Below are 21,475 nucleotides of genomic sequence, written 5' to 3'. Positions count from 1 at the left end.
GCCCCCGACTCCCGCCCCGGCCCCAGCCCCAGCCCCCACCCCATCGTCGGCACTGACCGCGACCCAGTCCCAGACCGCGACCCAGTCCCAGACCGCGCCCCAGTCCCAGACCGCGACCGCCGCACCGACCCCCGTCACTTCGACCGGTCACACATCGGCCGCGGGGATGACCTGTTCGCTGCCGCCGGTGCCGCACGACGATCTGCGGGACACCGCCGGGCGTCGCTATCCCGCCCACCTCGACGTCTGGCCGGTGCACGAGCCGAAGGACTGGCCCGGTGCCTGGTGGGCAGACTGGTACAACCTGCCGCCTCCGCTGTGGCCGCTGCGGTTGCCGCCGGCGGCGTACGAACGGAACCGGGGTTACCGGGACCAGCGTCGGGCGGCGGAGCGGGTCCGTCGGGACGCCACGGTCCGGTGGGTGGCGGGCGACGGCCGGCCCCCGACGGCCTGGCGGTTCGTGGCCGAACTGCCCGACGGCACCCTGCTGGGGGAGCTGCGCGCCCACGAGCGTGATCCGCGGCTGGTCTACGGCGACGACCTGGACTGGCCGCGCGAGCTGGTGCTCGACGGGGTGCTGGTAGCGGCCGGGCATCGTCGGATCGGTATCGGCAGCCGGTTGGTGGCAGCCATGGCACAGCGGATGGAGGAGGTGGGCATCGGTCTGGTCCGTACCGTGGTCGAGGAACACTTCGGCACCCGCTTCCTGGCGGCCTGCGGCTTCCGGGTGGCCACCGGACGTCCCCTCGCCATGTCCCTGCAACGCCCGGTCGGCCCAGTACCCCGACCGCCGTAGCCCCGGCCGTATCGGTCAGGCCATCGTCCGGGCCGTATCGGTCAGGCCATCGTCCGGGCCGTATCGGTCAGGACAGCGCGCAGGCTGCCTCGGTCAGGGCGGTGAACGCCGCGCGCATCCGCCAGCCGTCGCGGTCCCGGGGGCCGATCAGATTGGAGACGGTACGCAGCTCGGCGAAGGGGATGCCGGCCTGCGCGGCGGCGATCGCCACCGCGTACCCCTCCATGGCCTCGGCCACCGCGTCGGGGTGCCGGTCCGCCAGTGCGGCGGTGCTCTCGGCCGTGCCGGTGACCGTGCCGACCGTCAACACCGCTCCGACCACCGCCTCCGGGAGGGCGGCGCGCAGCACGCCCAGCAGCATCGGGTCGACCTCGATGGCGGGGCCGCCACCGAGCAGTTCCGGTGGCATGCCCAACTCGTCGACGGGGATGAAGCCGGTCGGTGACTCCGCCCCGAGGTCCGCGGCGACGCTGCGGGAGGCGAGCACCGTACCGCCGACCGGGGCCCGACCGGCGAAGCCGCCGGCGATCCCCGCGCTGACCACCGCGCGGTACGGGCGGCCGGCGGCCTCGGCCAGGGCCAGCAGCCGGGCCGTGGTGGCACCGGCCACGGCCGGGCCCACGCCGATCGCCCGGACCGTCACCGTCGGATCGGTCAGGCCGGCCCGGACCGCCTCCGCCTCGGCCGGTACGGCGGTCAGCACCAGCAGACCCGTCACGACACCGAACCCGGTGACTGCCGTCGCTGCTCGTCGTCGACGCCGCTGCCCGGGACCGCCGAGGACGGTCGGTAGATGTGGTAGCCAGGCGGGGCCAGCGTGTCGCCGTGAGGTGCGGAGCCGCCCGCCCCGCTCGGTGCCGGTGAGGTCGGTGCCGCCCGGGCCGCCGCCTCGGCCGCCGCATCGTCGGCGCTGACGGCCAGCTGACCGGTCGTCAGGTCGGCCTGGTCCTGGGCGGCCAACTCCTCGTCGGTCAACGGTCGGCCCAGCAGCCGCTGGGTGCGCAGCCGGCCGGCGACGACGACCCCCCGGGCGGCGGCGAGGAAGCCCACCCCGGCGGCGACCGCGATGCCGATCCGGCCCTCGAACGGTACGAGGCCGAGCCCACCACCGGCGACGAAGGCGAGCATCAGGACGGTTTCCGAGTGGGCGAAGGAACTGGCCCGCAACCGCTCCGGGATGCGTTCCTGGATCGAGGCGTCGACGGCGAGCTTGGCGATCCCGCTGGCCAGGGCTGCGACCAGGCAGAACAGGGCCACCATCGGCAGCGAGAACTTCAGCACGGCCAGGATCCCCACTCCGGCCACGATGATCATCGTGCTGGACTGGATCGCCACCGGCCGGTGGATGCGTAACCGGGTGCCGACCGCGGTGGCCAGGAATCCACCGAGCGCCAGCGCCCCGCCGATCATGCCCAGCGCCGCCTGGTCGTTGAGCCGCCGGCCGAAGAAGTCGTTGGTCAGGTCCCCCTTCTTCAGCGCGAACGCCAGGAAGAGCAGGAGGAAACCGTAGAGCGCGCGGAGCCCCGCCGCACCGATCAGGGTGGCGATCACCAGCCGACCCGCCGGCCGCCCCCGGCCCAGCGGCCGGTCCCCCTTGCGGCGCAGCGCCCGCAGCGGACGGGGCACCCGCTCGGGCGGGTCCGAGTCCGCCCTGGGCGGCAGCCGCAGCGCGATCACCATGCCGACCAGGAAGATGACCGAGGCGACCCGGAGCGGCCACTGCGGCCCGAACCAGAACGTCGCCAGCCCCAGCGGGACCACCAACGCCCCGGCCACCGTGCCGTAGACGCTGGCCCGCGCCCCCACCTGGGACAACCCGAGGCCCTCCGGTAACAACCGGGGTACGGCGGCGGAGCGGGCCACCCCGTACGCCCGGGAGAGCGCCAGCACGCCGAACGCGGCGGGATAGAGCCCCAGGCTGCCGAGGTAGTCGGAGATCAACCAGGCCAGGAAGGCGCGGCCGAGCATGGTGGTGGCCAGCGCGTACCGGCGGCCGTGCCGGAAGTGGTCGAGCAGCGGGCCGACCACGGGTGCCAGCATCGCGAACGGCACCATCGTGACCAGCAGGTAGAGCGCCACCTTGCTGCGGGCCTCACCGAGCGGCACGTCGAAGAAGATGGTCCCGGCCAGGCCGATGGCGATCAACGTGTCGCCGGCGCAGGAGAGGGCGTGCAGGTCGAACAGGCGGACCATGCCGGCCTCGCCGCCGGCGCCCTTCGCGCGGGCCGACCCGGCCCGCCGGGTCACCCAGCGCCCGCCGTTGACCGAGCCCCGCAGCAGCAGGCGGGTGGTGCGGATGCCGGTGCCGACGGTCCGTCCCAGCACGGACCGCCCGGAGCGGGAGAACAGCGGCATGTGCACCATCCTTGCCCATCTGATCCAGGTACGCCGCACCACGGGGGAAGACTCACTCGGGGAGTGCCTGTCGGTGCGTACCGCGCATGGGGAACAATGGTCTGGTGACCAGGCCCGCTCCCGCCCGTGCCGCCCGCCTCGACCAGGTCTGCGCTACCGCCGTCGAGGTGGCCCGCGACGCCATCACCGAGGTGGAGCCCGCCGACATCGGTGACCACCTGCGGGCGGTTGCCGAGGGCGACCGGGTCGTCACCCACTACTTCGAATGTCTGCTCGGTGGTTACCGGGGTTGGCGCTGGGCGGTGACCGTCACCCGGGTTCCGCGCAGCAGGCAGGTCACCGTCTGTGAGACGGTGCTGCTGCCCGGCTCCGACGCGTTGCTCGCGCCCGGCTGGTTGCCCTGGCAGGAACGCCTCAAGCCGGGTGACCTCGGCCCCGGTGACCTGCTGCTCACCCCGTCGGACGACGACCGGCTCGCCCCCGGGTACCTGCTCTCCGACGACCCGGCGGTCGAGGAGACCTCCTGGGAGCTTGGCCTCGGTCGCCCCCGGGTGCTGTCCCGCGAGGGCCGGGCCGAGGCGGCCCAGCGCTGGTACGACGGGGACCACGGCCCGACCGCGCCGATCTCCGCCGCCGCCCCCGCATCGGCCCGCTGCGGCACCTGTGGTTTCTACCTTCCGCTGGCCGGCGCGCTCCGGCAGACCTTCGGGGCCTGTGGCAACTTCTACGCACCCGACGACGGTCGGGTGGTCAGCGCCGACCACGGCTGCGGTGCGCACTCGGAGGCTCTGGTGGAGACCACCGAGCCGGCGATCGACGAGCTTCCCACGGTGTACGACGACAGCGCGGTCGAGTCGATGACGGTGAGCGGGGCTGCCGGTCCGGTGGAGTCGTCCGCGCCGGTGGAGTCGTCCGACGCCTCCTGACCGCTGGTCCGCGCCTCCTGACCGCTGGTCCGCGCCTCCTGACCGCTGGTCCGCTCGGGCGGGCCGGGTTCGGGAGCTCGGCGCGGGCGGTCAGCCCTGACGGGTGGACTGCCGACGGCGACGGCGGTGGGCGTCGTGCCGCATCATCACTGCCAGACCGGGAAAGCCCCACAGGAACCCGGCCAGGCAGGTCCAGAGCCAGTCCTGGTGACCGTGTTCGCCGAGCCAGCCCCGGAAGAAGATCAGCAGCACCAGGCCGGCCACCGCCCAGGCGATCAGCCCGGCCACCGCGAACGGGACCATCGGCGGGTCGAGCGGCTCGGGTCGGGGTGGTTGCTCCTGTGGCACGGGCAGAAGCGTACCGCGTAGCACTTTCCCGGCCCGCCGCTGATCTGGGACGATGCGCGCGACAAACGGAAGATCACCTGCGAGGACCTGATGGCCATTGCGCCGCCGGACAACGGCATTCCACCCGATCCCGCCCACCCCCGGAACGGTTTCGACCGGTTCTTCGAGATCTCCGCCCGTGGCTCGACGATGAGCCGCGAGGTGCGGGGCGGGTTGGCGACCTTCTTCACGATGGCCTACATCGTGGTGCTGAACCCGCTGATCCTCGGCGGTGCCGCCGACGGCGACGACCAGAAGCTCTCGATTCCCGCCCTGGCCGCCGCGACCGCGCTGGTGGCCGGCCTGATGACGATCCTGATGGGGGTCGTCGGCCGGTTCCCGATGGCGTTGGCCGCCGGTCTGGGCGTGAACGCGCTCGTCGCGTTCGAGATCGCCCCGGAGATGACCTGGGCGGACGCGATGGGGCTGGTGGTGATCGAGGGTGTGCTCATCGCCGTCCTCGTCCTCACCGGCCTGCGTACGGCGGTGTTCCGCTCGGTCCCGACGCAGCTCAAGACCGCGATCGGCGTCGGCATCGGGCTGTTCCTGACCATCATCGGCCTGGTCGACGCCGGTTTCGTCAGGCGGGTGCCGGATGCGGCGAACAGCACCGTGCCGGTCGGGCTGGGCATCAACGGCAAGATCGTCAGCTGGCCGATGCTGGTCTTCGTGGTCGGCCTGCTGGTGACGCTGGTGCTGGTGGTGCGCCGGGTGCGTGGCGCGATCCTGATCGGCATCCTGGCCTCGACCGCGCTGGCGATCGTCGTGGAGGCGGTGGCCAAGGTGGGGCCGTCCTTCGTCGACGGCAAGCCCAACCCCGAGGGCTGGTCGTTGAACGTCCCGAAGCTGCCCGAGCGGATCGTGGACGTCCCCGACCTGTCGCTGCTGGGTAACTTCAACGTGCTCGGCGCGTGGGAACGGGCCGGCTGGCTGATCCCGCTGATGTTCGTCTTCACCCTGTTGATCACGGACTTCTTCGACACGATGGGCACGATGGTCGCGATCGGCCAGGAGGGTGGCATGCTCGACGAGCAGGGCACCCCGCCCCGGGCCAAGGAGATCCTGCTGGTCGACTCGATCGCCGCGGCGGCGGGTGGCGCGGCGAGCGTCTCCAGCAACACGTCGTACATCGAGAGCGCCTCGGGGGTCGCGGAGGGTGCCCGGACCGGGGTGGCCAACCTGGTCGCCGGCGGCCTGTTCCTGTTGGCGATGTTCCTGTCGCCGTTGTCCACGGTGATCCCGTTCGAGGCGGCCTCGACGGCGCTGGTGGTGGTCGGGTTCCTGATGATGACCGCGGTACGGACCATCGACTGGACCGACTACGAGATCGCCATCCCGGCGTTCCTCACCATCACCCTGATGCCGTTCACCTACTCGATCTCCAACGGCATCGGCGCGGGCATCATCAGTTACGTCCTGCTCAAGCTGGCCAAGGGTAAGGCGCGGGAGATCCACCCGCTGCTCTACGCGGTGGCGGTGCTGTTCGTGCTGTACTTCCTGCGTGGGCCGATCGAGGCCGCGCTGACGTAGCGCCACCCCGCCGTCGCGGGCCGGGCAGACCTACCGGAATGCCCGGTCCGCGACGGCGGAACTCCTCCTCGTGAGCATGGTCATATCGCGTGTCGTTAGCCAGGCTCATTAGTTAAGCTAACGACTGTGACGGAGCGGACGGTGACGGCGAACCGCGTGCCACCGGCGCAGCTGGCACCCCAGCTGCGTGATGCGATAACCCGACTCAACAGGCGGGTCCGTCAGGCCCGCCCGGTGGGCGACCTGACGGTCACCCAGCTCTCCGCGCTCACCAGCCTCCGGCTGGCGGGCGCGCTGACGCCCCGGGAACTGGCCGACGTCGAACGGGTCCAGCCACCGACGATGACCAAGATCGTCGCGAAGCTGGAGGAGCGCGGCCTGGTGCAGCGCACCCCCCACCCGACCGACGGCCGGCAGGTCATCCTGGCGGCCACCGAGGGGGGCCGGGCCGTGCTCGACCAGTTCGAGCGGGTCCGCGACGAGTGGCTGGCCAGCCGGCTCGCCGCGCTGACGGAGGACGACCGCGACACGCTACGGCGGGCCGCCGAGATCCTCCAGCAGCTCGCCCGCGCCTGACGCCCCACCGGGTCCGCGCCGTCCGCCGTGGATGACGCGTACGCGACCCGAGGAGGCGCACCAAGAGTGCAGGCGAAGCTGAGCACGATGTTCCAGTCCCTGCGAGTCCGCAACTACCGGCTCTTCGCCACCGGACAGCTGATCAAACTGATCGGCGTCTGGATGATGTTCATCGCCCAGGACTGGCTCGTCCTTGAGCTCTCCGACAACTCGGCCACCGCGCTCGGCGTGGTGACCGCGCTCCAGTTCACCCCGGTGCTGCTGCTCACCCTGCTCTCCGGCCGGCTCGCCGACCGGTACGACAAGCGGATGCTGCTCTTCGTCGCCAACGCCTTCTGGACGGTGCTGGCGCTGGGGATGAGCCTGCTGGTGCTCACCGGTCTGGTCGAGCTGTGGCACGTCTTCGCGTTCGCCGCCCTGCTCGGCACCGCCAACGCGGTGGAGACCCCGGTCCGGCAGGCGTTCGTCAGCGAGCTGGTCGGCACCACCCTGCTGCCCAACGCGCTCTCCCTCAACGCCGCGGTGTTCAACTCGGCCCGGATCGTCGGCCCGGCCGTCGCCGGCCTGGCCATCGCCGCCTTCGACGTCGGCCCGGTCTTCCTGTTCACCGCGGTCAGCTCCATCGCGCCGCTGGCCAACGTGGTCCGGATGCGCCCGGCCGAGCTGCACCGCAAGGATCTCCTCCCGATCGGCGAACGGGACTCCGCGAAGATCGTCGACGGGCTGCGTTACGTCAGGCGCCGCCCCGACCTGCTGCTGCCGATGGTGGTCATGTCGGTCATCGGGATGTCGCTGTTCAACTTCCAGCTCACCCTCGCCGCGCTCGCCAAGACGGTTTTCCACACCGGGGCCGCCTCGTTCGGCCTGTTCAGCACCGCGCTGGCGGTCGGTGCACTGGTCGGCGCGCTCGCCGGCACCGGTCGGCGTAGCCGCCCCTCGGTCTGGCTGGTGCTCGGCGCGGCGGTCGGCTGTGCCGGGTTCGGCACCCTGGTCGGCCTCGCCCCGGCGTACTGGCTGGTGGTGACCCTGCTCCTGCCGACCGGGTTCTTCATGGTCTTCTTCGCCCAGGCCGCCAACCAGCGGGTCCAGCTCGGCACCGACGCCGCGTTCCGGGGGCGGGTGATGTCCCTGTGGGTGCTGGTGTTCCTGGGCACCAACCCGGTCGGCGCGCCGATCATCGGTTGGGTCGCCGAGACCTGGGGTGCCGGGGCGAGCATCTGGATGGGTGGACTGATCTCGCTGGCCACCGCCCTGCTCGCGCTCACCTGGCAGCTACGCCGCTCCGGTGCCCGGCTGCGCTTCCGGGTCCTGCCGCTGCCCCGCTTCTACGTGGTCTCCCGGGCCCGGTTGCTGACCCCCAGCGGGCGGTGACCGGTCACCCGCTGTCCACCGGCCGGTGCGGACCGACACCCGTGCCCCGGCGTCGCCGGTGGCCGGGAGGAGCGAGCGGACCGACTCCGGACCGCAACAAAGCGGTGGCGCTCAGCGGCGGTGGGCCGTAGCGTCGAGGTGTGGCAGGCGGGAGCACGCTGACGCTGATACTGGCTTTCCTCGCCATGGCATGCCTGCCTGTGGTGTTCGTCCTGCTCTTCTGCCTCGACGAGATCGCCGACCGGGTGGTCTGCGGCTGGTCCGAGTGGCGGGAACGCCGCCGGGAACGCCGGAGCATCGCCCGGCTCGACCGGGCCTTCGCCGCCGACGCGCTCACCCGGGACGTCGACCTGACCGAGCTGGACCGGCCCGACCGCCGGCCTCTCGAACTTCTCGCCGCCGACCTGCGGCGGCTGGGCCGCCACCGGCTCGCCGCCGGCGGTCGCTCGGTCGTCCACCGGTCGGTGATCGAGGCGTACGACGACCGGCTCCGCGCCGCCTGCCGGGCATTGGGGATCGTCGAGCACCTGGCCGAGCTGACCGGGGTCGACCGGGAGATCGAACGGGTCCGGGTCGAGGGGTTGCTGGCCTCGGCGGGGCTCGGGCTGCCCGCCACCCGCGCCGATCGCCGCCCCCGTGACCGGCGGGCGTGAGGCTCTTCGTCGCGGTCTACCCGCCGCCGTCCGCCGTCGCGGAACTCACCGCCCGGGTGGCCCGCCTGCGGGTCGGCACGGCCACCGCCGCCGGCCTCGACGTACGCCTGGCCGTGCCGGCCCACCTGCACGTCACACTGGCCTTCCTCGGTGAGGTCGAGGCAGGTCGGCTGCCCGAGGTGGCGGACGCCCTCGGGTCGGCCGCCGGGACCGCCCGCGCCGGCTGGGACCGCCCGCCCCGGCTGCGGCTGGGCGGCGGGGGCCGCTTCGGACAGGGCCGGTCCACCGTGCTGTGGGTGGACGTCCAGGGCGAGGTGGCCGCGCTGCGGACGCTGGCCCGGCTGATCCGCGCCGAGCTGCGTCGGACCGGCCTGCCGTACGACGGGAAACCGTTCCGCCCACACCTGACGGTGGCCCGCCCCGGGGACCGGCTCGACCCGTCCGAGGTGGACGCCGATCGGCTCGCCCTCGACGACCACACCGGTCAGTGGTGGCCGGCGACCGGGATGGTGCTGGTGCACAGCCGCCCCGGCCCCCGCTACACCCCGCTCGCCAGTTGGCCCCTCTGAGCCGTCCCCGCGGATCAGCGGTGGGTCACCAGGCCCAGGCCTCCGGGCCGGGGCCACCGTTGCCGACCGGCGGGAACAACTCGTCGAGCCGCTGCGCCGTCGCCTCGTCGATCTCCACCGCGAGCGCGCCCAGGGTGTTGTCGAGCTGCTCCACGGTGCGCGGGCCGATGATCGGGGCGGTCACCCCGGGACGGGAGAGCAACCAGGCCAACGCCACGTTCGCCGGGTCGTGACCCAGGTCCGCGCAGAACTTCTCGTACGCCTCGATTGTCGACCGGTGTACGGCGAGCCCGTCGGCGGCGCGACCACCGGTGCCCCGCGAGGCGCTGCCCTCGGCCATCTTGCGCAGCAGCCCGGAGAGCAGCCCGCCGTGCAGCGGCGACCACGGGATGACCCCCAGGCCGTAGTGCTGCGCGGCCGGGATCACCTCCAACTCGACGTGCCTGGTGAGCAGGTTGTAGATGGACTGCTCGGCGACCAGGCCGAGGAAGTTGCGCTTCCCGGCGGCGGCCTGCGCCTGCGCGATGTGCCAACCGGCGAAGTTGGACGACCCGACGTAGATCACCTTGCCCTGGGCGACCAGCGTCTCCATCGCCTGCCAGATCTCCTCCCACGGGGTGGTCCGGGAGACGTGGTGCATCTGGTAGAGGTCGATCACGTCGGTCTGGAGCCGGCGCAGCGAGTCCTCGCAGGCCCGGATGATGTGCCGGGCGCTCAGGCCCTGCTCGTTGGGCCACTCGCCCATCTTGCCGTAGACCTTGGTGGCCAGGACGACCTTGTCCCGCCGGCCGTCGCCCTGGGCGAACCAGCGACCGATGATCTGCTCGGTGATCCCCTCACCGGTCTGCCAGCCGTACACGTTGGCGGTGTCGAAGAAGTTGATGCCGTGTTCGAGCGCCCGGTCCATCACGGTGAAGCTGTCCGGCTCGGCGGTCTGCCGCCCGAAGTTCATCGTGCCGAGGCAGAGCCGGCTCACCGACAGCCCGGTGCGTCCCAGATTGGTGTACTCCATGGCCCCACCCTGACACGTGCGGGGGAGAAGTGCCTCGCGGTGCCAGCGTGGTGCCTCGGGTCAGGAGGACTCGCGGGCGGCCGGGCCGCTGCCGAAGAGGACGTCGTCCCAGCTCGGCAGGCGCTTGCGCGGCTTGCCCGAGGCGTCCGTCGACTCGCCGCCGGCAGCCGCCGCCGCGCCCGTGCGTCGCGGCCGGAGCACCGCCAGCGAGGGTACGGCGGGGATCTCCTTGGGCGCGTCCGAGTCGTCGTCGAAGGCGGAACCCTGACCACCGCCGAGCAGTGCGGCGGCGCCCCCGCCGACGGCCCGCTGACGGGGTGCGTCGGCGCCGGCCAACGCCGCCGGGGAACGCGGGTCGAGACCCCGCCCCGAGGTGCCGCCGAGCGGACGGTCGAGCGACGCGAGCAGGGCGTCCCGCCCGGCCCGGATCGGGTCCCGGCCCGGACGGGCCTGCTCGCTGGCGGCCGGCAGGCCGTGCCCACCCCGGCTCGGCTCACCACGCGACGGGCCGGGCAGCGCGTGACCGCCCCGCTCCGGCGCCGGCTCCTGGCCGAGGATCGGCGTGGGGCGCTCGGCGCACAGGTACTGCGCCATGTCGTCGTGCGGGGTGACGTTCTGCCGGAGCTTGTCGAGATCCCAGACCGCCTGCGCGGTGGCCTTGCCCGAGGGCCAGGTGGCGATGATCCGCCAGGTGCCGTCGTCGCGCCGGAAGGCGTCCCAGGAGATCTTCTCGGTGTCGATGCCATGCTGGGCCAGCCGACCGTTGACCACCTCGGCCAGCGGGGTGGCCTTTTCGGCCCCCTTGAGCCGGGTGCGCCGGGCGTGCTGGGCGAGCATGGCCCGTTCCTGGAGCACCGGGCCGGCATAGCGCAGCACCCGGTCGACGGGGACGCCGGCGATCCGGGCGACGTCCTCGGCGGACTCGCCGGAGCGGATCCGGGCCTGGATGTCCCGAGGTGACAGCGAGGGGGTCGGGTCGACGCTGGTGGGGACCACGGCGAGCGGCGGCGCACCAGGCTCGGCGTGCAGCACGGTCGCGATGCGTTCGTCGATGGGGAGGGCGAGCAGGCGCCCGACCTCGTCGGCGAGCACCAGCGCCTGGCCGTCCTCGGAGAGGGCGACGAAGCGTACTGGGCGCATGGCGTAGCCTCCGTCCCGCTTCGCTGGCCGTCACGCCACGAGCCGGCCACCCGGGCGTCCTCGCACCACCGTACGCTTATCTGCCCACAGGTGGGGGATGTGACTCGCGCATGTCGCGACTGAGCTGCGGCAATGATCACAGTGGGTGGTCGCAGCGACCGCTGCGACCACCCACTGTGACGGGTGTGACTAGAGCCGCTCGACCACGTAGTCGATGGCGGCGGTGAGCGCCTCCACGTCGGCCGGCTCCACCGCCGGGAAGAGCGCGACCCGCAGCTGGTTACGGCCCAGCTTGCGGTACGGCTCGGTGTCGACGATCCCGTTCGCCCGGAGCACCTTGGCGATCGCGGCGGCGTCCACCCCGTCGGCGAAGTCGATGGTGGCGACCACGTTGGAGCGCAGCGCCGGGTCGGTGACGAACGGCGTGGCGAAGTCGGCCCGCTCGGCCCAGCCGTAGACGGCCCCGGCGCTCTCGGCGGTGCGCTTGGCCGCCCAGCTCAGGCCGCCCTGCGAGTTCATCCAGTCGGTCTGCTCGGCGGCCAGGAAGACGGTCGCCAGCGCGGGCGTGTTGTACGTCTGCTCCAGCCGCGAGTTGTCGATCGCGGTGACCAGGTCGAGGAAGGCCGGGATGTACCGGCCTGACGACTTGATCTCGGTGGCCCGCTCCAGCGCGGCCGGCGACATCAGGGCCAGCCACAGGCCACCGTCGGAGCCGAAACACTTCTGCGGGGCGAAGTAGTAGACGTCGGTCTCGCCGACGTTGACCTCCAGGCCACCCGCGCCGGAGGTCGCGTCGACAAGCAGCAGCGAACCGGGGTCGGCGTCGGCGACCCGGGCGATCGGCACCGCGACACCGGTGGAGGTCTCGTTGTGCGGGGTGGCGTAGACGTCCACCCCGGCCTCGGCCTGCAGGCCCGGGGCGCTGCCCGGCTCGGCCTTGCGGACGGTCGGCTCACCGAGGAACGGCGCGTCCTTGACCGACTTGGCGAACTTCGCACCGAACTCGCCGAAGCTGGCGAACTGCGCGCGGTCGCGGACCAGACCGAAGGTCGCGACCTCCCAGAAGGCGGTGGCGCCACCGTTGCCGATGATCACCTCGTAGCCCTCGGGCAGGGAGAAGAAATCGGCGATGCCCCGGCGCAACCGGGCGACCTCGGCGCGGACGGTCTGCTGCCGGTGCGACGTGCCCAGGTAGCTGGTCGCCACGTCGGCGAGCGCGGAGACCGCCGCCGGACGGACCTTGGACGGCCCGCAGCCGAACCGCCCGTCGGCGGGCTTGATGTCGTCGGGAATCCGGATGGTCGGTGCGTCAGCCACGGTTGTCTCGATCCTTCCGCATGGGCGAGGGCGGGCCCTTCAACGGGCGCGGACCTGCGGCGGTCGCGTGCGAGAGCACGACGTTGCCGGGTCCGGGCCGGTCCGGCGACACTGCCGGCCTTCATCCTCGCACCCGTGCCGGGTCGGATGCCGGCTGGTCCCAGACCCGGGCCTGAGGCGTCGGCCACACCGGCGCGGTCGACCCGGGGTACGCGCGTAGGGGCGTCGACCCGACCGGTCGACGCCCCTGCGCGGGTGGAACCGGATCAGACGCCGTGCGGGATGGCGTCCCAGCCCTCGACCTGCTGCGGCTTGCGGGTGTTCGGCCCGACGTACCGGGCGGACGGCCGGACCAGTCGCTGGAGCTTCTTCTGCTCCAGGATGTGCGCCGACCAGCCACCCATCCGGGCGCAGGTGAACATCGAGGTGAACATGTGCGCCGGCACCTCGGCGAAGTCCAGCACGACGGCCGACCAGAACTCGACGTTGGTGGCGAGGACGCGGTCCGGGCGGCGGGCCTGGAGCTCGGCCAACGCGGCCTTCTCCAGCGCCTCGGCCACCTCGAAACGGGGTGCGCCCAGCTCCCGGGCGGTGCGCCGGAGCACCCGGGCGCGCGGGTCCTCGGCCCGGTAGACGCGGTGGCCGAAGCCCATCAGCCGCTCGCCCCGGTCGAGGACGCCCTTGACGTACCCCTCGGCGTCGCCGCTGCGCTCGACGGCCTCCAGCATGGTGAGCACCCGCGACGGCGCGCCGCCGTGCAGCGGGCCGGAGAGCGCCCCGATGCCCGAGGAGATGCAGGCCGCGGCGTCGGCGCCGGTGGAGGCGACGATCCGGGCGGTGAAGGTGGAGGCGTTCAGGCCGTGCTCGGCGGCCGAGATGAAGTACGCGTCGACGGCCTTGACGTGTCGGGGGTCCGGCTCGCCCCGCCAACGCTTCATGAAGCGCTCGACGATCGTCTCGGCCTTGTCGATCTCCTTCTGCGGGACCGCCGGCAGACCCAGACCGCGGGCGGACTGGGCGACGAAGGAGAGCGCGGTCACCGAGACCCGGGCCAGGTCGGCGCGGGCCTGGGAGTCGGAGATGTCCAGCAGCTGACTGAGCCCCCAGTACGGGGCCAGCATGGCGACCGCGGACTGCACGTCGACGCGGATGTCGCCGGAGTGCACAGGCACCGGGAACGGCTCGGCCGGCGGCAGGCCGGGGCCGAAACGCCCGTCGACAAGCAGCGCCCATACGTTGCCGAAGGAGACCTGACCGATCAGATCCTCGATATCCACGCCCCGGTAGCGCAGCGCGCCACCCTCGCGGTCCGGTTCGGCGATCTCGGTCTCGAAGGCTACGACGCCTTCGAGGCCCGGTTTGAAGTCGGCCATGTCGTCTCCTGGCTTCCGGCTCGGTGCGCCCGCCACGGGCTCGGTCCGGCCCGGTACCTTAGGCGACCCTCAGGGATGTGTTCGTGCCATCTTGCCTGGTGAGTAACCAAGTGCGCGACCCGCGACGACTGTGCTGCACGCGACATCCCCGCCGCTGGACGCCGGGGCACCTGCCGTGAGACTGATCAGTGGGCCGACCGGCGTCGTCAGGACGCGGGCCGCCCGAGGAGAGGGAGAGCGACGTGACGGGGGACACACCCGCCCTGGCGGCCATGCGGAACGAGTACGCCGCCGACCTGGGCCTTTCCGAGACCGACCTGGCCGCCGACTGGCCCTCCCAGTTCGGCCGCTGGCTCGCCGACGCGGTCACCGCCGGACTGCCCGAGCCGAACGCGATGGTCCTCGGCACCGCGGACGCCGCCGGCCGGCCCAGTGGCCGGACCGTGCTGCTCAAGGAGTACGACCGGGAGGGCTTCGTCCTCTACACCAACCACCTGTCGCGTAAGGGCACCGAGTTGGCAGTCAACCCGTGGGCCAGTCTGGTGTTCCCCTGGTTCGCCATCCAGCGGCAGGTGGTGGTGACCGGCCGGGTCGCGCCCGTCGACCGGGCCGAGACCGAGGCGTACTTCGCCACCCGGCCGCGCGGTTCCCAGCTCGGGGCCTGGGCGAGCACCCAGTCCGAGGTGGTGCCGGACCGGGCCGCGCTGGAGGAGGCGTACCGGGCGGCGGCGGAGCGCTTTCCGGCCGGAACGCCGGTCCCGGCGCCCCCGCACTGGGGCGGGTTCCGGGTCCGACCGGAGTCGGTGGAGTTCTGGCAGGGCCGGGCCGGCCGGCTGCACGACCGGCTGCGGTTCCGTCGGGTCGAGGGGGACGACTGGGTCGTCGAGCGGCTGGCCCCGTGACCGACGTCAAACCGGGCCGGTCGGACAGCGCCCGACGCTGGGCCATCGACCTGCGCCCGCTGCGGATCCCCGCGTTCCGCCGGATGTGGCTCGGCAACACGGTGGCGATGTTCGGGTTCCAGTTCACCGCGGTCGCCGTACCCGTGGAGATGTACGCGCTGACCCGCGACTCCTTCTGGGTGGGTCTGCTCGGGGTGGCCGGCTTCCTGCCCCTGCTGGTCTTCGGGCTGTGGGGCGGGGCGGTCGCCGACGCCCGGGACCGGCGGCGGGTGCTGCTTGTCGGCTCGGCACTGCTCTGGGTGTCGATGCTCGGCCTGCTCGGCCACGCGTTGTCCGGGATCGGCAGCCCGGTGCTGCTGCTGGCGCTGGTGACCGTGCACTCGATCGCGTTCGCCATCAGTTCGCCGGCCCGGTCGGCGATCCTGCCCCGACTGCTGCCGCCGGAGCTGGTCCCGGCGGGCAGCACCTTGAACTACACCACCTTCACCGCCGCGTCGGTGGTCGGGCCGCTGGCCGCCGGCCTGATCTTCGCCGCCTTCGGCACCGGCACCGGCCTGCCGATCGCGTACGCCGCCGACGCGCTGTTGTTCACCGCGCTGGTGGTGGCGACGCTGCGGCTGCCCGCGATGCCACCGGCCCCACCCGCCGAGGGTGAGGCGCGCAGGGGTGGGCTGGCCGGCATCCTCGACGGCTTCCGCTACCTGGCCACCACACCGGTGCTGCTCTCGTCGTTCGCCATCGACCTGATCGCGATGATCCTGGCCATGCCCCGGGCGCTCTTTCCCGAGGTGGCGCAGGAGCGGTTCGGCGGCGGGGCGGCGGTGGGTTGGCTCTACAGCGCCATCGCCATCGGCGCGATGCTGGGCGGCCTGACCTCCGGCTGGATCGGCCGGCTGCGACGGCAGGGGCTGGCCCTGGTGGTGGCGGTGGTCGGCTGGGGGCTGGCCATCGCGGCGGCCGGGTTGGCCCGGCAGCTCTGGCTGGTGGTGCTGCTGCTCGCGGTGGCGGGCGCGGCGGACCTGGTCAGCGCGGTGCTGCGGCAGTCGATGCTGCTTGTCTACGCGCCGGACCGGATGCGCGGCCGGCTCCAGGGGGTGAACACCGTGGTGGTGGCCGGCGGTCCGCGCCTGGGTGACCTGCGGGCCGGGGCGATGGCCGCCGGGTTCGGCACCGGCGTCGCCTGGGTCGGCGGCGGCCTGCTCTCGGCCGCGCTGGCGGTGCTGCTGGTGGTGAGCTTCCCGGCCCTGCTGCGCTACCGGGCGACCAGGGCGGCGGCGGGCGACCGTAGCTGATCGGCGCCCGGTGGGACGGGTGCGCCGGGTCCGGCGGGCCGGGCAGGCCACCGACTAAGGTCACGGTATGGACAACGCCGCGCACCGCCCCGCCTCGGGGACACAGTGGACCATCGCCGCCGACGGCCACGAGGCCGTCATCGTCGAGGTCGGCGGTGGGGTACGGACGTACCGGCGGGACGGGGTGGACTACCTCGACGGGTACGCCGAGGACGAGATCAGCCCCGGCAGCGCCGGGCACGTGCTGGCCCCCTGGCCGAACCGGATCCGGGACGGGCAGTACACCTTCGGCGACCGCGCGCTGCAGCTCGACCTGACCGAGCCGGACCGGGGGGTCGCCCTGCACGGCCTGGTCAACTGGGTGCGCTGGCAGCCGGTCGAGGAGTCCGCCGACTCGGTCACCCTCGGTTACGAGCTGCCGCCCACCCCCGGCTACCCGTGGCCGTTGCGGCTTCGTACCCGGTGGAGCGTGGGGGCGGACGGGCTGCGGGCCGCGCACGAGGTGACCAACACCGGGGCCGAGACCGCCCCGTTCGGGTTCTCCGTCCACCCGTACCTGCGGCTGGCCGGGGTCGCGGTGGACGACCTGACGATGCGGATGCCGGCCCGCAGCCGGCTCCAGGTCGACGCCCGGCTGCTGCCGATCGGGGCGACCCCGGTGGCCGGCACCGAGTACGACTGGACCACCCCCAGGCCGATCGGGGACGCCCAGCTCGACCTCTGCTTCGGTGACGTGATCCGGGACGACGACGGTGGCTCGTCGGTGACCCTGGCCGCCCCCGACGACGCGGACGGCGTGCACCTCTGGGCGGACCGCGAGTTCGGCTGGTGGCAGGTCTTCACCGGCGACGCGCTCACCGGCGAGCGGCACCGCAGGTCGGTGGCGGTGGAGCCGATGACCTGCCCGCCCGACGCGTTCCGGTCCGGCCGGGACGTGATCGAGCTGGCCCCGGGGGAGACCTGGCGGGGCACCTGGGGCATCCGGCCCGGGGTCTGAGCATGCAGTTCGGCGAGTTGGTCCGACGACGACGGATGGTGCGCAACTACGACCCGGACCGTCCGGTCCCGCCGGAGGTGGTGGACCGGCTGCTCGACCACGCGGTCCGGGCGCCGTCGGCGGGCTTCGCCCAGGGCTGGGGTTTCCTGGTGCTTGAGGAGCCGGCCGACCGGGAGCGGTTCTGGGCGGCCACCACTCCCTCGGGCGGTGGCCGGGAACGGTGGCTGGCGGGGATGCGGCGGGCCCCGCTGATCGTGGTGCCGCACGCCAACCGGTCGGTCTACCTGGAGCGTTACGCCGAGCCGGACAAGGGCTGGGCGGACCGCTCGGAGGACCGCTGGCCGGTGCCCTACTGGTATGTCGACACCGGCTTCGCCGCGCTGCTGATGCTGCTGACCGCCGTGGACGAGGGGTTGGGGGCGTGCTTCTTCGGCATCCCACCCGACCGGCTGCCGCCGTACCGGGAGGCGTTCGGGGTGCCGCCGGAGTACCACCCGATCGGCGCGATCACGGTAGGTTATCGGGCCGTCGACCATCGGTCACCGTCGTTGCGTCGGGGGCGTCGGCCGGTGGACGAGGTGGTCCGGCGCGGTCGGTGGAGTTGACGCTGGTTCGTACCCTCCGCGGTGGATGCCGGTGGGACGGAAACTGACAACGGGGAGCAAAACGCGGTGTGGCGGGGGCGGATAGGCTGGCACCGTCATCGGTGCCGCACCGTGCGGCACTTCGGCGTGGCCCGGCACCACGCCGAGGGTCGGCCTGACCACGGGAGGGGAGCGTGCCGTGATCTTCAGAGCGGTCCGGGACGGGCGTCCCTACCCGGAACACAACCTGACTCTCAAGCAGTGGGCGGAGATCCCGCCGCGTCCGCTGCGGCTGGACCAGCTCATCACCACCAAGCGCGAGCTGGCGCTGGACAAGCTCCTCGCCGAGGACTCCACCTTCTACGGTGACCTTTTCCCGCACGTGGTGGAGTGGAGCGGCGGTCTCTACCTGGAGGACGGCCTGCACCGGGCGCTGCGGGCGGCGTTGCAGCAGCGCAACCAGATCCACGCCCGGGTGCTGGTGTTCAACGGTCAGCCCGAGTGACGCCTTCCTGAGCAGTCGTTAAGGTGGCGGCCATGGGCACTGCGCTGGACCTGCTGGACGTCGACGCCTCGCTGAGCGAGGAGGAGCGGCAGATCCGGGCCGTCGTCCGCCGGCTCGTCGACGACCGGGTCCGCCCGTACGTCGCCGGCTGGTACGAGGACGGCCAGGTCCCGGCCCGCGAGCTGGCCCGGGAGTTCGGCAAGCTCGGCCTGCTCGGCATGCACCTGACCGGGTACGGCTGCGCCGGCGCCCCGGCCGTGGCGTACGGGCTGGCCTGCCTGGAACTGGAGGCCGGCGACTCCGGCGTCCGGTCCCTGGTCTCGGTGCAGGGCTCGCTGGCCATGTACGCCATCTGGCGTTTCGGCAGCGAGGAGCAGAAACAGCGCTGGCTGCCCGCGATGGCGGCCGGAGAGGCGATCGGCTGCTTCGGCCTGACCGAGCCCGACCACGGCTCCGACCCGGCCTCGATGACGACCCGGGCCCGTCGTGACGGCGACGACTGGATCCTCGACGGCGCGAAGATGTGGATCACCAATGCGCCGATCGCCGACGTCGGGGTGGTCTGGGCGCGTACCGACCAGGGGGTACGGGGTTTCCTCGTACCGATGGACACCCCCGGGGTCGGCGCGCGGGAGATCCGGCGGAAGATGTCGCTGCGGGCGTCGGTGACCGGTGAGATCGCCCTCGACGGGGTCCGGCTGCCGGCGGACGCCCTGCTGCCGGAGGCGGTCGGGCTGCGGGCACCGCTGAGCTGCCTGACCGAGGCCCGGCAGGGCATCGTCTGGGGCGCGCTCGGCGCGGCCCGCGACTGCCTGGAAACCGCCCTGTCGTACGCCACCACCCGGACCCAGTTCGGCCGCCCGCTGGCCGGGTTCCAGCTCACCCAGGCCAAGCTGGCCGACATGGCGGTGGAGTGGAGCAAGGGGTTGCTGCTCGCCCTACACCTGGGCCGGTTGGCCGAGGCGGGGACGCTGCGGCCGGAGCAGGTGAGCGTGGGCAAGCTGAACAACGTCCGGGAGGCGCTGGCCATCGCCAGGCAGTGCCGGACGATCCTCGGCGCGAACGGGGTCTCCGGCGAGTACCCGGTGATGCGGCACGCCGACAACCTGGAGAGCGTGCTCACCTACGAGGGCACCTCCGAGATCCACCAGCTGGTCATCGGGCAGCGGCTCACCGGGTTGTCCGCGTTCGCCTGAGACCACCCGTCACCCGTTCGGGTCGCTCGCCGCGCGGGCGTCGCACGGTACCCGTACCGTCATCGACAGATGCACGTGTCTGACGAGGACGGTGAGGGCGATGGCCCGCGACGGTGAGACCCCCCAGAGTGAGTTCCCCGGCTACCCGACCGCCGACACACTGCGTACCCGGTCGGGCGACCCGGCCGACCCCGACACCCCACCGGCCGACCCGCCCCGCGCGGGTGGCCCGGCCCGGGGCCTGCTCTGGGTGCTCGGTGCGGCGGCGCTGGTCGTGGTGGTGCTGCTCGGCACCCAGGTGACCGGGATCTTCCCGGACTTCCGCAACCCGTTCGCCAAGGAACAGACCGACCGCAGCCAGCCGCCGCTGCTCAAGTCGATCCAGGATCTCAGCCGCTACGTCGCGGCGGAGGGCAACTTCCAGGTCGTGGTCGACCTCCAGAACGACCGCAACAACGTGCCGGAGTTCCTGCTCAACCAGCGGACCCTCTTCGTCGGGGCGGGCAGCGTCGAGGCGTACGTGGACTTCGGCAAGATCTCCGAGGGGGCGGTGGTGCCGTCGGCCGACGGCAAGTCCGTCGAGGTCAAGCTGCCCGCGCCGCAGCTCGGCAAGACCAACCTCGACCTGGACAAGAGCTACGTCTTCGCCGAGGAACGCGGCCTGTTCAACCGGATCAGTGAGCTGGTCAAGGGCGACCCCAACCGGCAGCAGCAGGTCTACCGGATGGCCGAGGAGCGGATCACCGCGGCGGCCCGGGACAGCGGGCTGGCCCAGCGGGCCGAGGAGAACACCCGCAAGATGCTGGAGGGCCTGCTCCGCTCGCTCGGCTACGAGAAGATCACCATCACCTACACGGCCCCCTGACCTGCAGCGCCACCACCGTTCGGGTTCCGGGCAGACCACCACGCGCCACCGGGGCCGCGAGGCGATGGCGCTGCAGGACCAGCGCCGGCGGTCCCGGTGATCAAGAGGTTTGCGTCAGTCTTGATCTTCAAGCTGACGCAAACCTCTTGATCACCGGGCACAACCCCGCCGCGTACGACCTGCACTGGATCGTGTCGACGGGTGACCGATCCGGTGCCGGGGAGTGGCACCTTGGCGGGCATCGAGGGCGTCGAGGGAACTGGCGCCAGCGGGGTGGGGACGCCAGGATGCCGTCTCCCCGGCCGGGGGTGGCGGCATCCTGGCGGCCTTCGCCGGTGGCCCGGCGCGGTCAGTAGGTGGTGGTGGCGTACCGGTCCTCGTTGGGCATCAGGATCCACAGCACCAGGTAGACGATCACCTGGGTGCCGGGCAGCAGCAGCGACAGCAGGAACAGCAGCCGGACCAGGTTGGCCGAGGTGTTGAACCGGCGGGCCAGGCCGGCACAGACACCGGCGAGCATGCGCCCCTCACGGGGTCGGACCAGTTTGCGACTCATCGTCGTACTCCCACTCTGCGGCGATCCGCCGCGCTGCACTCCACGGTAGGAAGGGGCGGCCACCGTGCCCTCCGTCCCGAGGGTGATCCGATGACCCCGTACCCGTAGGTGGTTACCCGAGTCGGCCTCAGCTGACGCCCCCGGAACCCGCCCGGCCCATCCCCGCCCGGCCCGCCAAGCCCTCCACTGCCAGCCCCGCCGCCCCACCGCCAGCCGCGCGCCAAGCCCCCGCCACCGCGCCGCTGCCCCGGGGTCCCGCCACCGCGCCGTTGCCCTGCTGCCTCGCTGTCCCCGCCCGGCGCCGGCCGTCCGCCGCTGGCGGGCCACCGAGGAGGACCGCGCTCGATCCTGGTTGTAGTGGCCTCGCCGCACTGGGATGCCACTACAACCAGGACAACACCGTTGCGTTAACGCCGTGGGCGGCTGGTCAACCCGGGACAGGAAGTGCCCGATCGGGGAGCGGGGTGGGCCCGCTCGGCGATCATGGAGTGGTGGTGCCGACTTTGGGGGTTTTACGGGCGTTCTGTTACCCACCACAACTCCATGATCGGCGAGGCAGCTTTGTTTGACGAA

General features: G+C 72.6%; 22 protein-coding genes. 14 read left to right on the top strand and 8 right to left on the bottom strand.

Annotated features, from left to right (window positions below; all coding sequences use genetic code 11):
* Positions 1-187: 187 nt before the first annotated feature.
* On the top strand, positions 188-796 hold the full coding sequence (locus AC0AIB_RS28285; protein WP_465097829.1) for an N-acetyltransferase family protein: 609 nt from the start codon (positions 188-190) through the stop codon (positions 794-796).
* A gap of 67 nt (positions 797-863) precedes the next feature.
* Here the strand turns inward: AC0AIB_RS28285 and AC0AIB_RS28280 are convergent, their stop codons facing one another.
* Together AC0AIB_RS28280 and AC0AIB_RS28275 are read right to left on the bottom strand one after the other, a co-directional pair.
* Entirely contained in the window at positions 864-1,514 is a 651-nt protein-coding gene (locus AC0AIB_RS28280) for a futalosine hydrolase (protein ID WP_328340661.1), read from the bottom strand.
* On the bottom strand, positions 1,511-3,151 hold the full coding sequence (locus AC0AIB_RS28275) for an MFS transporter (RefSeq protein WP_328340659.1): 1,641 nt from the start codon (positions 3,149-3,151) through the stop codon (positions 1,511-1,513). Before AC0AIB_RS28275 ends, AC0AIB_RS28280 begins: the two co-directional genes overlap by 4 nt.
* Before the next feature lie 86 nt (positions 3,152-3,237).
* On the opposite strand from AC0AIB_RS28275, the gene AC0AIB_RS28270 reads away from it, so the two are divergent.
* Positions 3,238-4,077 carry a DUF3027 domain-containing protein gene (locus AC0AIB_RS28270; protein WP_328340657.1) on the top strand — a complete coding sequence of 280 codons (840 nt, stop codon included), beginning with the start codon at positions 3,238-3,240 and terminating at the stop codon, positions 4,075-4,077.
* Positions 4,078-4,167: 90 nt separating this feature from the next.
* On the opposite strand, the gene AC0AIB_RS28265 is transcribed toward AC0AIB_RS28270, so the two are convergent.
* Positions 4,168-4,425, bottom strand: a complete 258-nt coding sequence (locus tag AC0AIB_RS28265) for a DUF2530 domain-containing protein (RefSeq protein ID WP_465097828.1) — start codon at positions 4,423-4,425, stop codon at positions 4,168-4,170.
* Positions 4,426-4,515: 90 nt separating this feature from the next.
* Here AC0AIB_RS28265 and AC0AIB_RS28260 point away from each other — a divergent pair, with 90 nt between their 5' ends.
* The 5 genes from AC0AIB_RS28260 to thpR all read left to right on the top strand — a co-directional run bounded on the left by AC0AIB_RS28260 (position 4,516) and on the right by thpR (position 9,163).
* Positions 4,516-5,994: an NCS2 family permease gene (locus AC0AIB_RS28260; protein WP_328340652.1), complete on the top strand. Its 1,479-nt coding sequence runs from the start codon at positions 4,516-4,518 to the stop codon at positions 5,992-5,994.
* A 126-nt stretch (positions 5,995-6,120) separates the two neighbouring features.
* Positions 6,121-6,570 (top strand): MarR family winged helix-turn-helix transcriptional regulator, encoded by a 450-nt coding sequence (locus AC0AIB_RS28255; protein WP_328340650.1) that lies wholly within the window; start codon positions 6,121-6,123, stop codon positions 6,568-6,570.
* 66 nt (positions 6,571-6,636) lie between these two features.
* Positions 6,637-7,941: an MFS transporter gene (locus AC0AIB_RS28250; RefSeq protein WP_328340648.1), complete on the top strand. Its 1,305-nt coding sequence runs from the start codon at positions 6,637-6,639 to the stop codon at positions 7,939-7,941.
* A gap of 140 nt (positions 7,942-8,081) precedes the next feature.
* Positions 8,082-8,594: a hypothetical protein gene (locus AC0AIB_RS28245; RefSeq protein WP_442930588.1), complete on the top strand. Its 513-nt coding sequence runs from the start codon at positions 8,082-8,084 to the stop codon at positions 8,592-8,594.
* Positions 8,591-9,163 carry an RNA 2',3'-cyclic phosphodiesterase gene (gene thpR / locus AC0AIB_RS28240; protein ID WP_328340646.1) on the top strand — a complete coding sequence of 191 codons (573 nt, stop codon included), beginning with the start codon at positions 8,591-8,593 and terminating at the stop codon, positions 9,161-9,163. Before AC0AIB_RS28245 ends, thpR begins: the two co-directional genes overlap by 4 nt.
* 25 nt (positions 9,164-9,188) lie before the next feature.
* On the opposite strand, the gene AC0AIB_RS28235 is transcribed toward thpR, so the two are convergent.
* The 4 genes from AC0AIB_RS28235 to AC0AIB_RS28220 all read right to left on the bottom strand — a co-directional run bounded on the left by AC0AIB_RS28235 (position 9,189) and on the right by AC0AIB_RS28220 (position 14,005).
* A complete protein-coding gene (locus tag AC0AIB_RS28235; protein WP_328340644.1) occupies positions 9,189-10,175 on the bottom strand; it encodes an aldo/keto reductase in 987 nt (328 codons plus the stop codon).
* Positions 10,176-10,235: 60 nt separating this feature from the next.
* The gene (sepH, locus tag AC0AIB_RS28230; protein WP_328340642.1) at positions 10,236-11,315 is read right to left on the bottom strand and encodes a septation protein SepH; all 1,080 of its coding nucleotides are present in this window, start codon (positions 11,313-11,315) and stop codon (positions 10,236-10,238) included.
* A gap of 189 nt (positions 11,316-11,504) precedes the next feature.
* A complete protein-coding gene (gene serC / locus AC0AIB_RS28225) occupies positions 11,505-12,632 on the bottom strand; it encodes a phosphoserine transaminase (protein ID WP_328340640.1) in 1,128 nt (375 codons plus the stop codon).
* 266 nt (positions 12,633-12,898) lie between these two features.
* Complete coding sequence (locus AC0AIB_RS28220) at positions 12,899-14,005, bottom strand: citrate synthase 2 (RefSeq protein WP_328340638.1); 1,107 nt, start codon at positions 14,003-14,005, stop codon at positions 12,899-12,901.
* Between the two features lie 272 nt (positions 14,006-14,277).
* On the opposite strand from AC0AIB_RS28220, the gene pdxH reads away from it, so the two are divergent.
* From pdxH to AC0AIB_RS28185, 7 genes are all read left to right on the top strand, one after another.
* Positions 14,278-14,907, top strand: coding sequence for a pyridoxamine 5'-phosphate oxidase (pdxH, locus tag AC0AIB_RS28215; RefSeq protein ID WP_328348947.1), 630 nt, complete (start codon positions 14,278-14,280; stop codon positions 14,905-14,907).
* Positions 14,904-16,199: an MFS transporter gene (locus AC0AIB_RS28210; protein ID WP_465097827.1), complete on the top strand. Its 1,296-nt coding sequence runs from the start codon at positions 14,904-14,906 to the stop codon at positions 16,197-16,199. The genes pdxH and AC0AIB_RS28210 overlap by 4 nt, the downstream gene beginning before the upstream one ends.
* A 67-nt stretch (positions 16,200-16,266) precedes the next feature.
* The gene (locus tag AC0AIB_RS28205) at positions 16,267-17,196 is read left to right on the top strand and encodes an aldose 1-epimerase family protein (protein ID WP_328340634.1); all 930 of its coding nucleotides are present in this window, start codon (positions 16,267-16,269) and stop codon (positions 17,194-17,196) included.
* A gap of 2 nt (positions 17,197-17,198) precedes the next feature.
* Positions 17,199-17,801: a nitroreductase family protein gene (locus AC0AIB_RS28200; protein WP_328340632.1), complete on the top strand. Its 603-nt coding sequence runs from the start codon at positions 17,199-17,201 to the stop codon at positions 17,799-17,801.
* Positions 17,802-17,979: 178 nt separating this feature from the next.
* Positions 17,980-18,285 carry a type II toxin-antitoxin system VapB family antitoxin gene (locus tag AC0AIB_RS28195; protein WP_328340630.1) on the top strand — a complete coding sequence of 102 codons (306 nt, stop codon included), beginning with the start codon at positions 17,980-17,982 and terminating at the stop codon, positions 18,283-18,285.
* A 32-nt stretch (positions 18,286-18,317) separates the two neighbouring features.
* Positions 18,318-19,481, top strand: coding sequence for an acyl-CoA dehydrogenase family protein (locus AC0AIB_RS28190; protein ID WP_328340629.1), 1,164 nt, complete (start codon positions 18,318-18,320; stop codon positions 19,479-19,481).
* A 100-nt stretch (positions 19,482-19,581) separates the two neighbouring features.
* On the top strand, positions 19,582-20,346 hold the full coding sequence (locus tag AC0AIB_RS28185) for a DUF4230 domain-containing protein (protein WP_328340628.1): 765 nt from the start codon (positions 19,582-19,584) through the stop codon (positions 20,344-20,346).
* A 349-nt stretch (positions 20,347-20,695) separates the two neighbouring features.
* Here the strand turns inward: AC0AIB_RS28185 and AC0AIB_RS28180 are convergent, their stop codons facing one another.
* On the bottom strand, positions 20,696-20,902 hold the full coding sequence (locus AC0AIB_RS28180) for a PspC domain-containing protein (protein ID WP_328340626.1): 207 nt from the start codon (positions 20,900-20,902) through the stop codon (positions 20,696-20,698).
* Positions 20,903-21,475 lie beyond the last annotated feature (573 nt).

The organism is Micromonospora sp. DSM 43699, from assembly GCF_055517075.1.
This window is presented reverse-complemented; position numbering and strand designations above follow the sequence as displayed.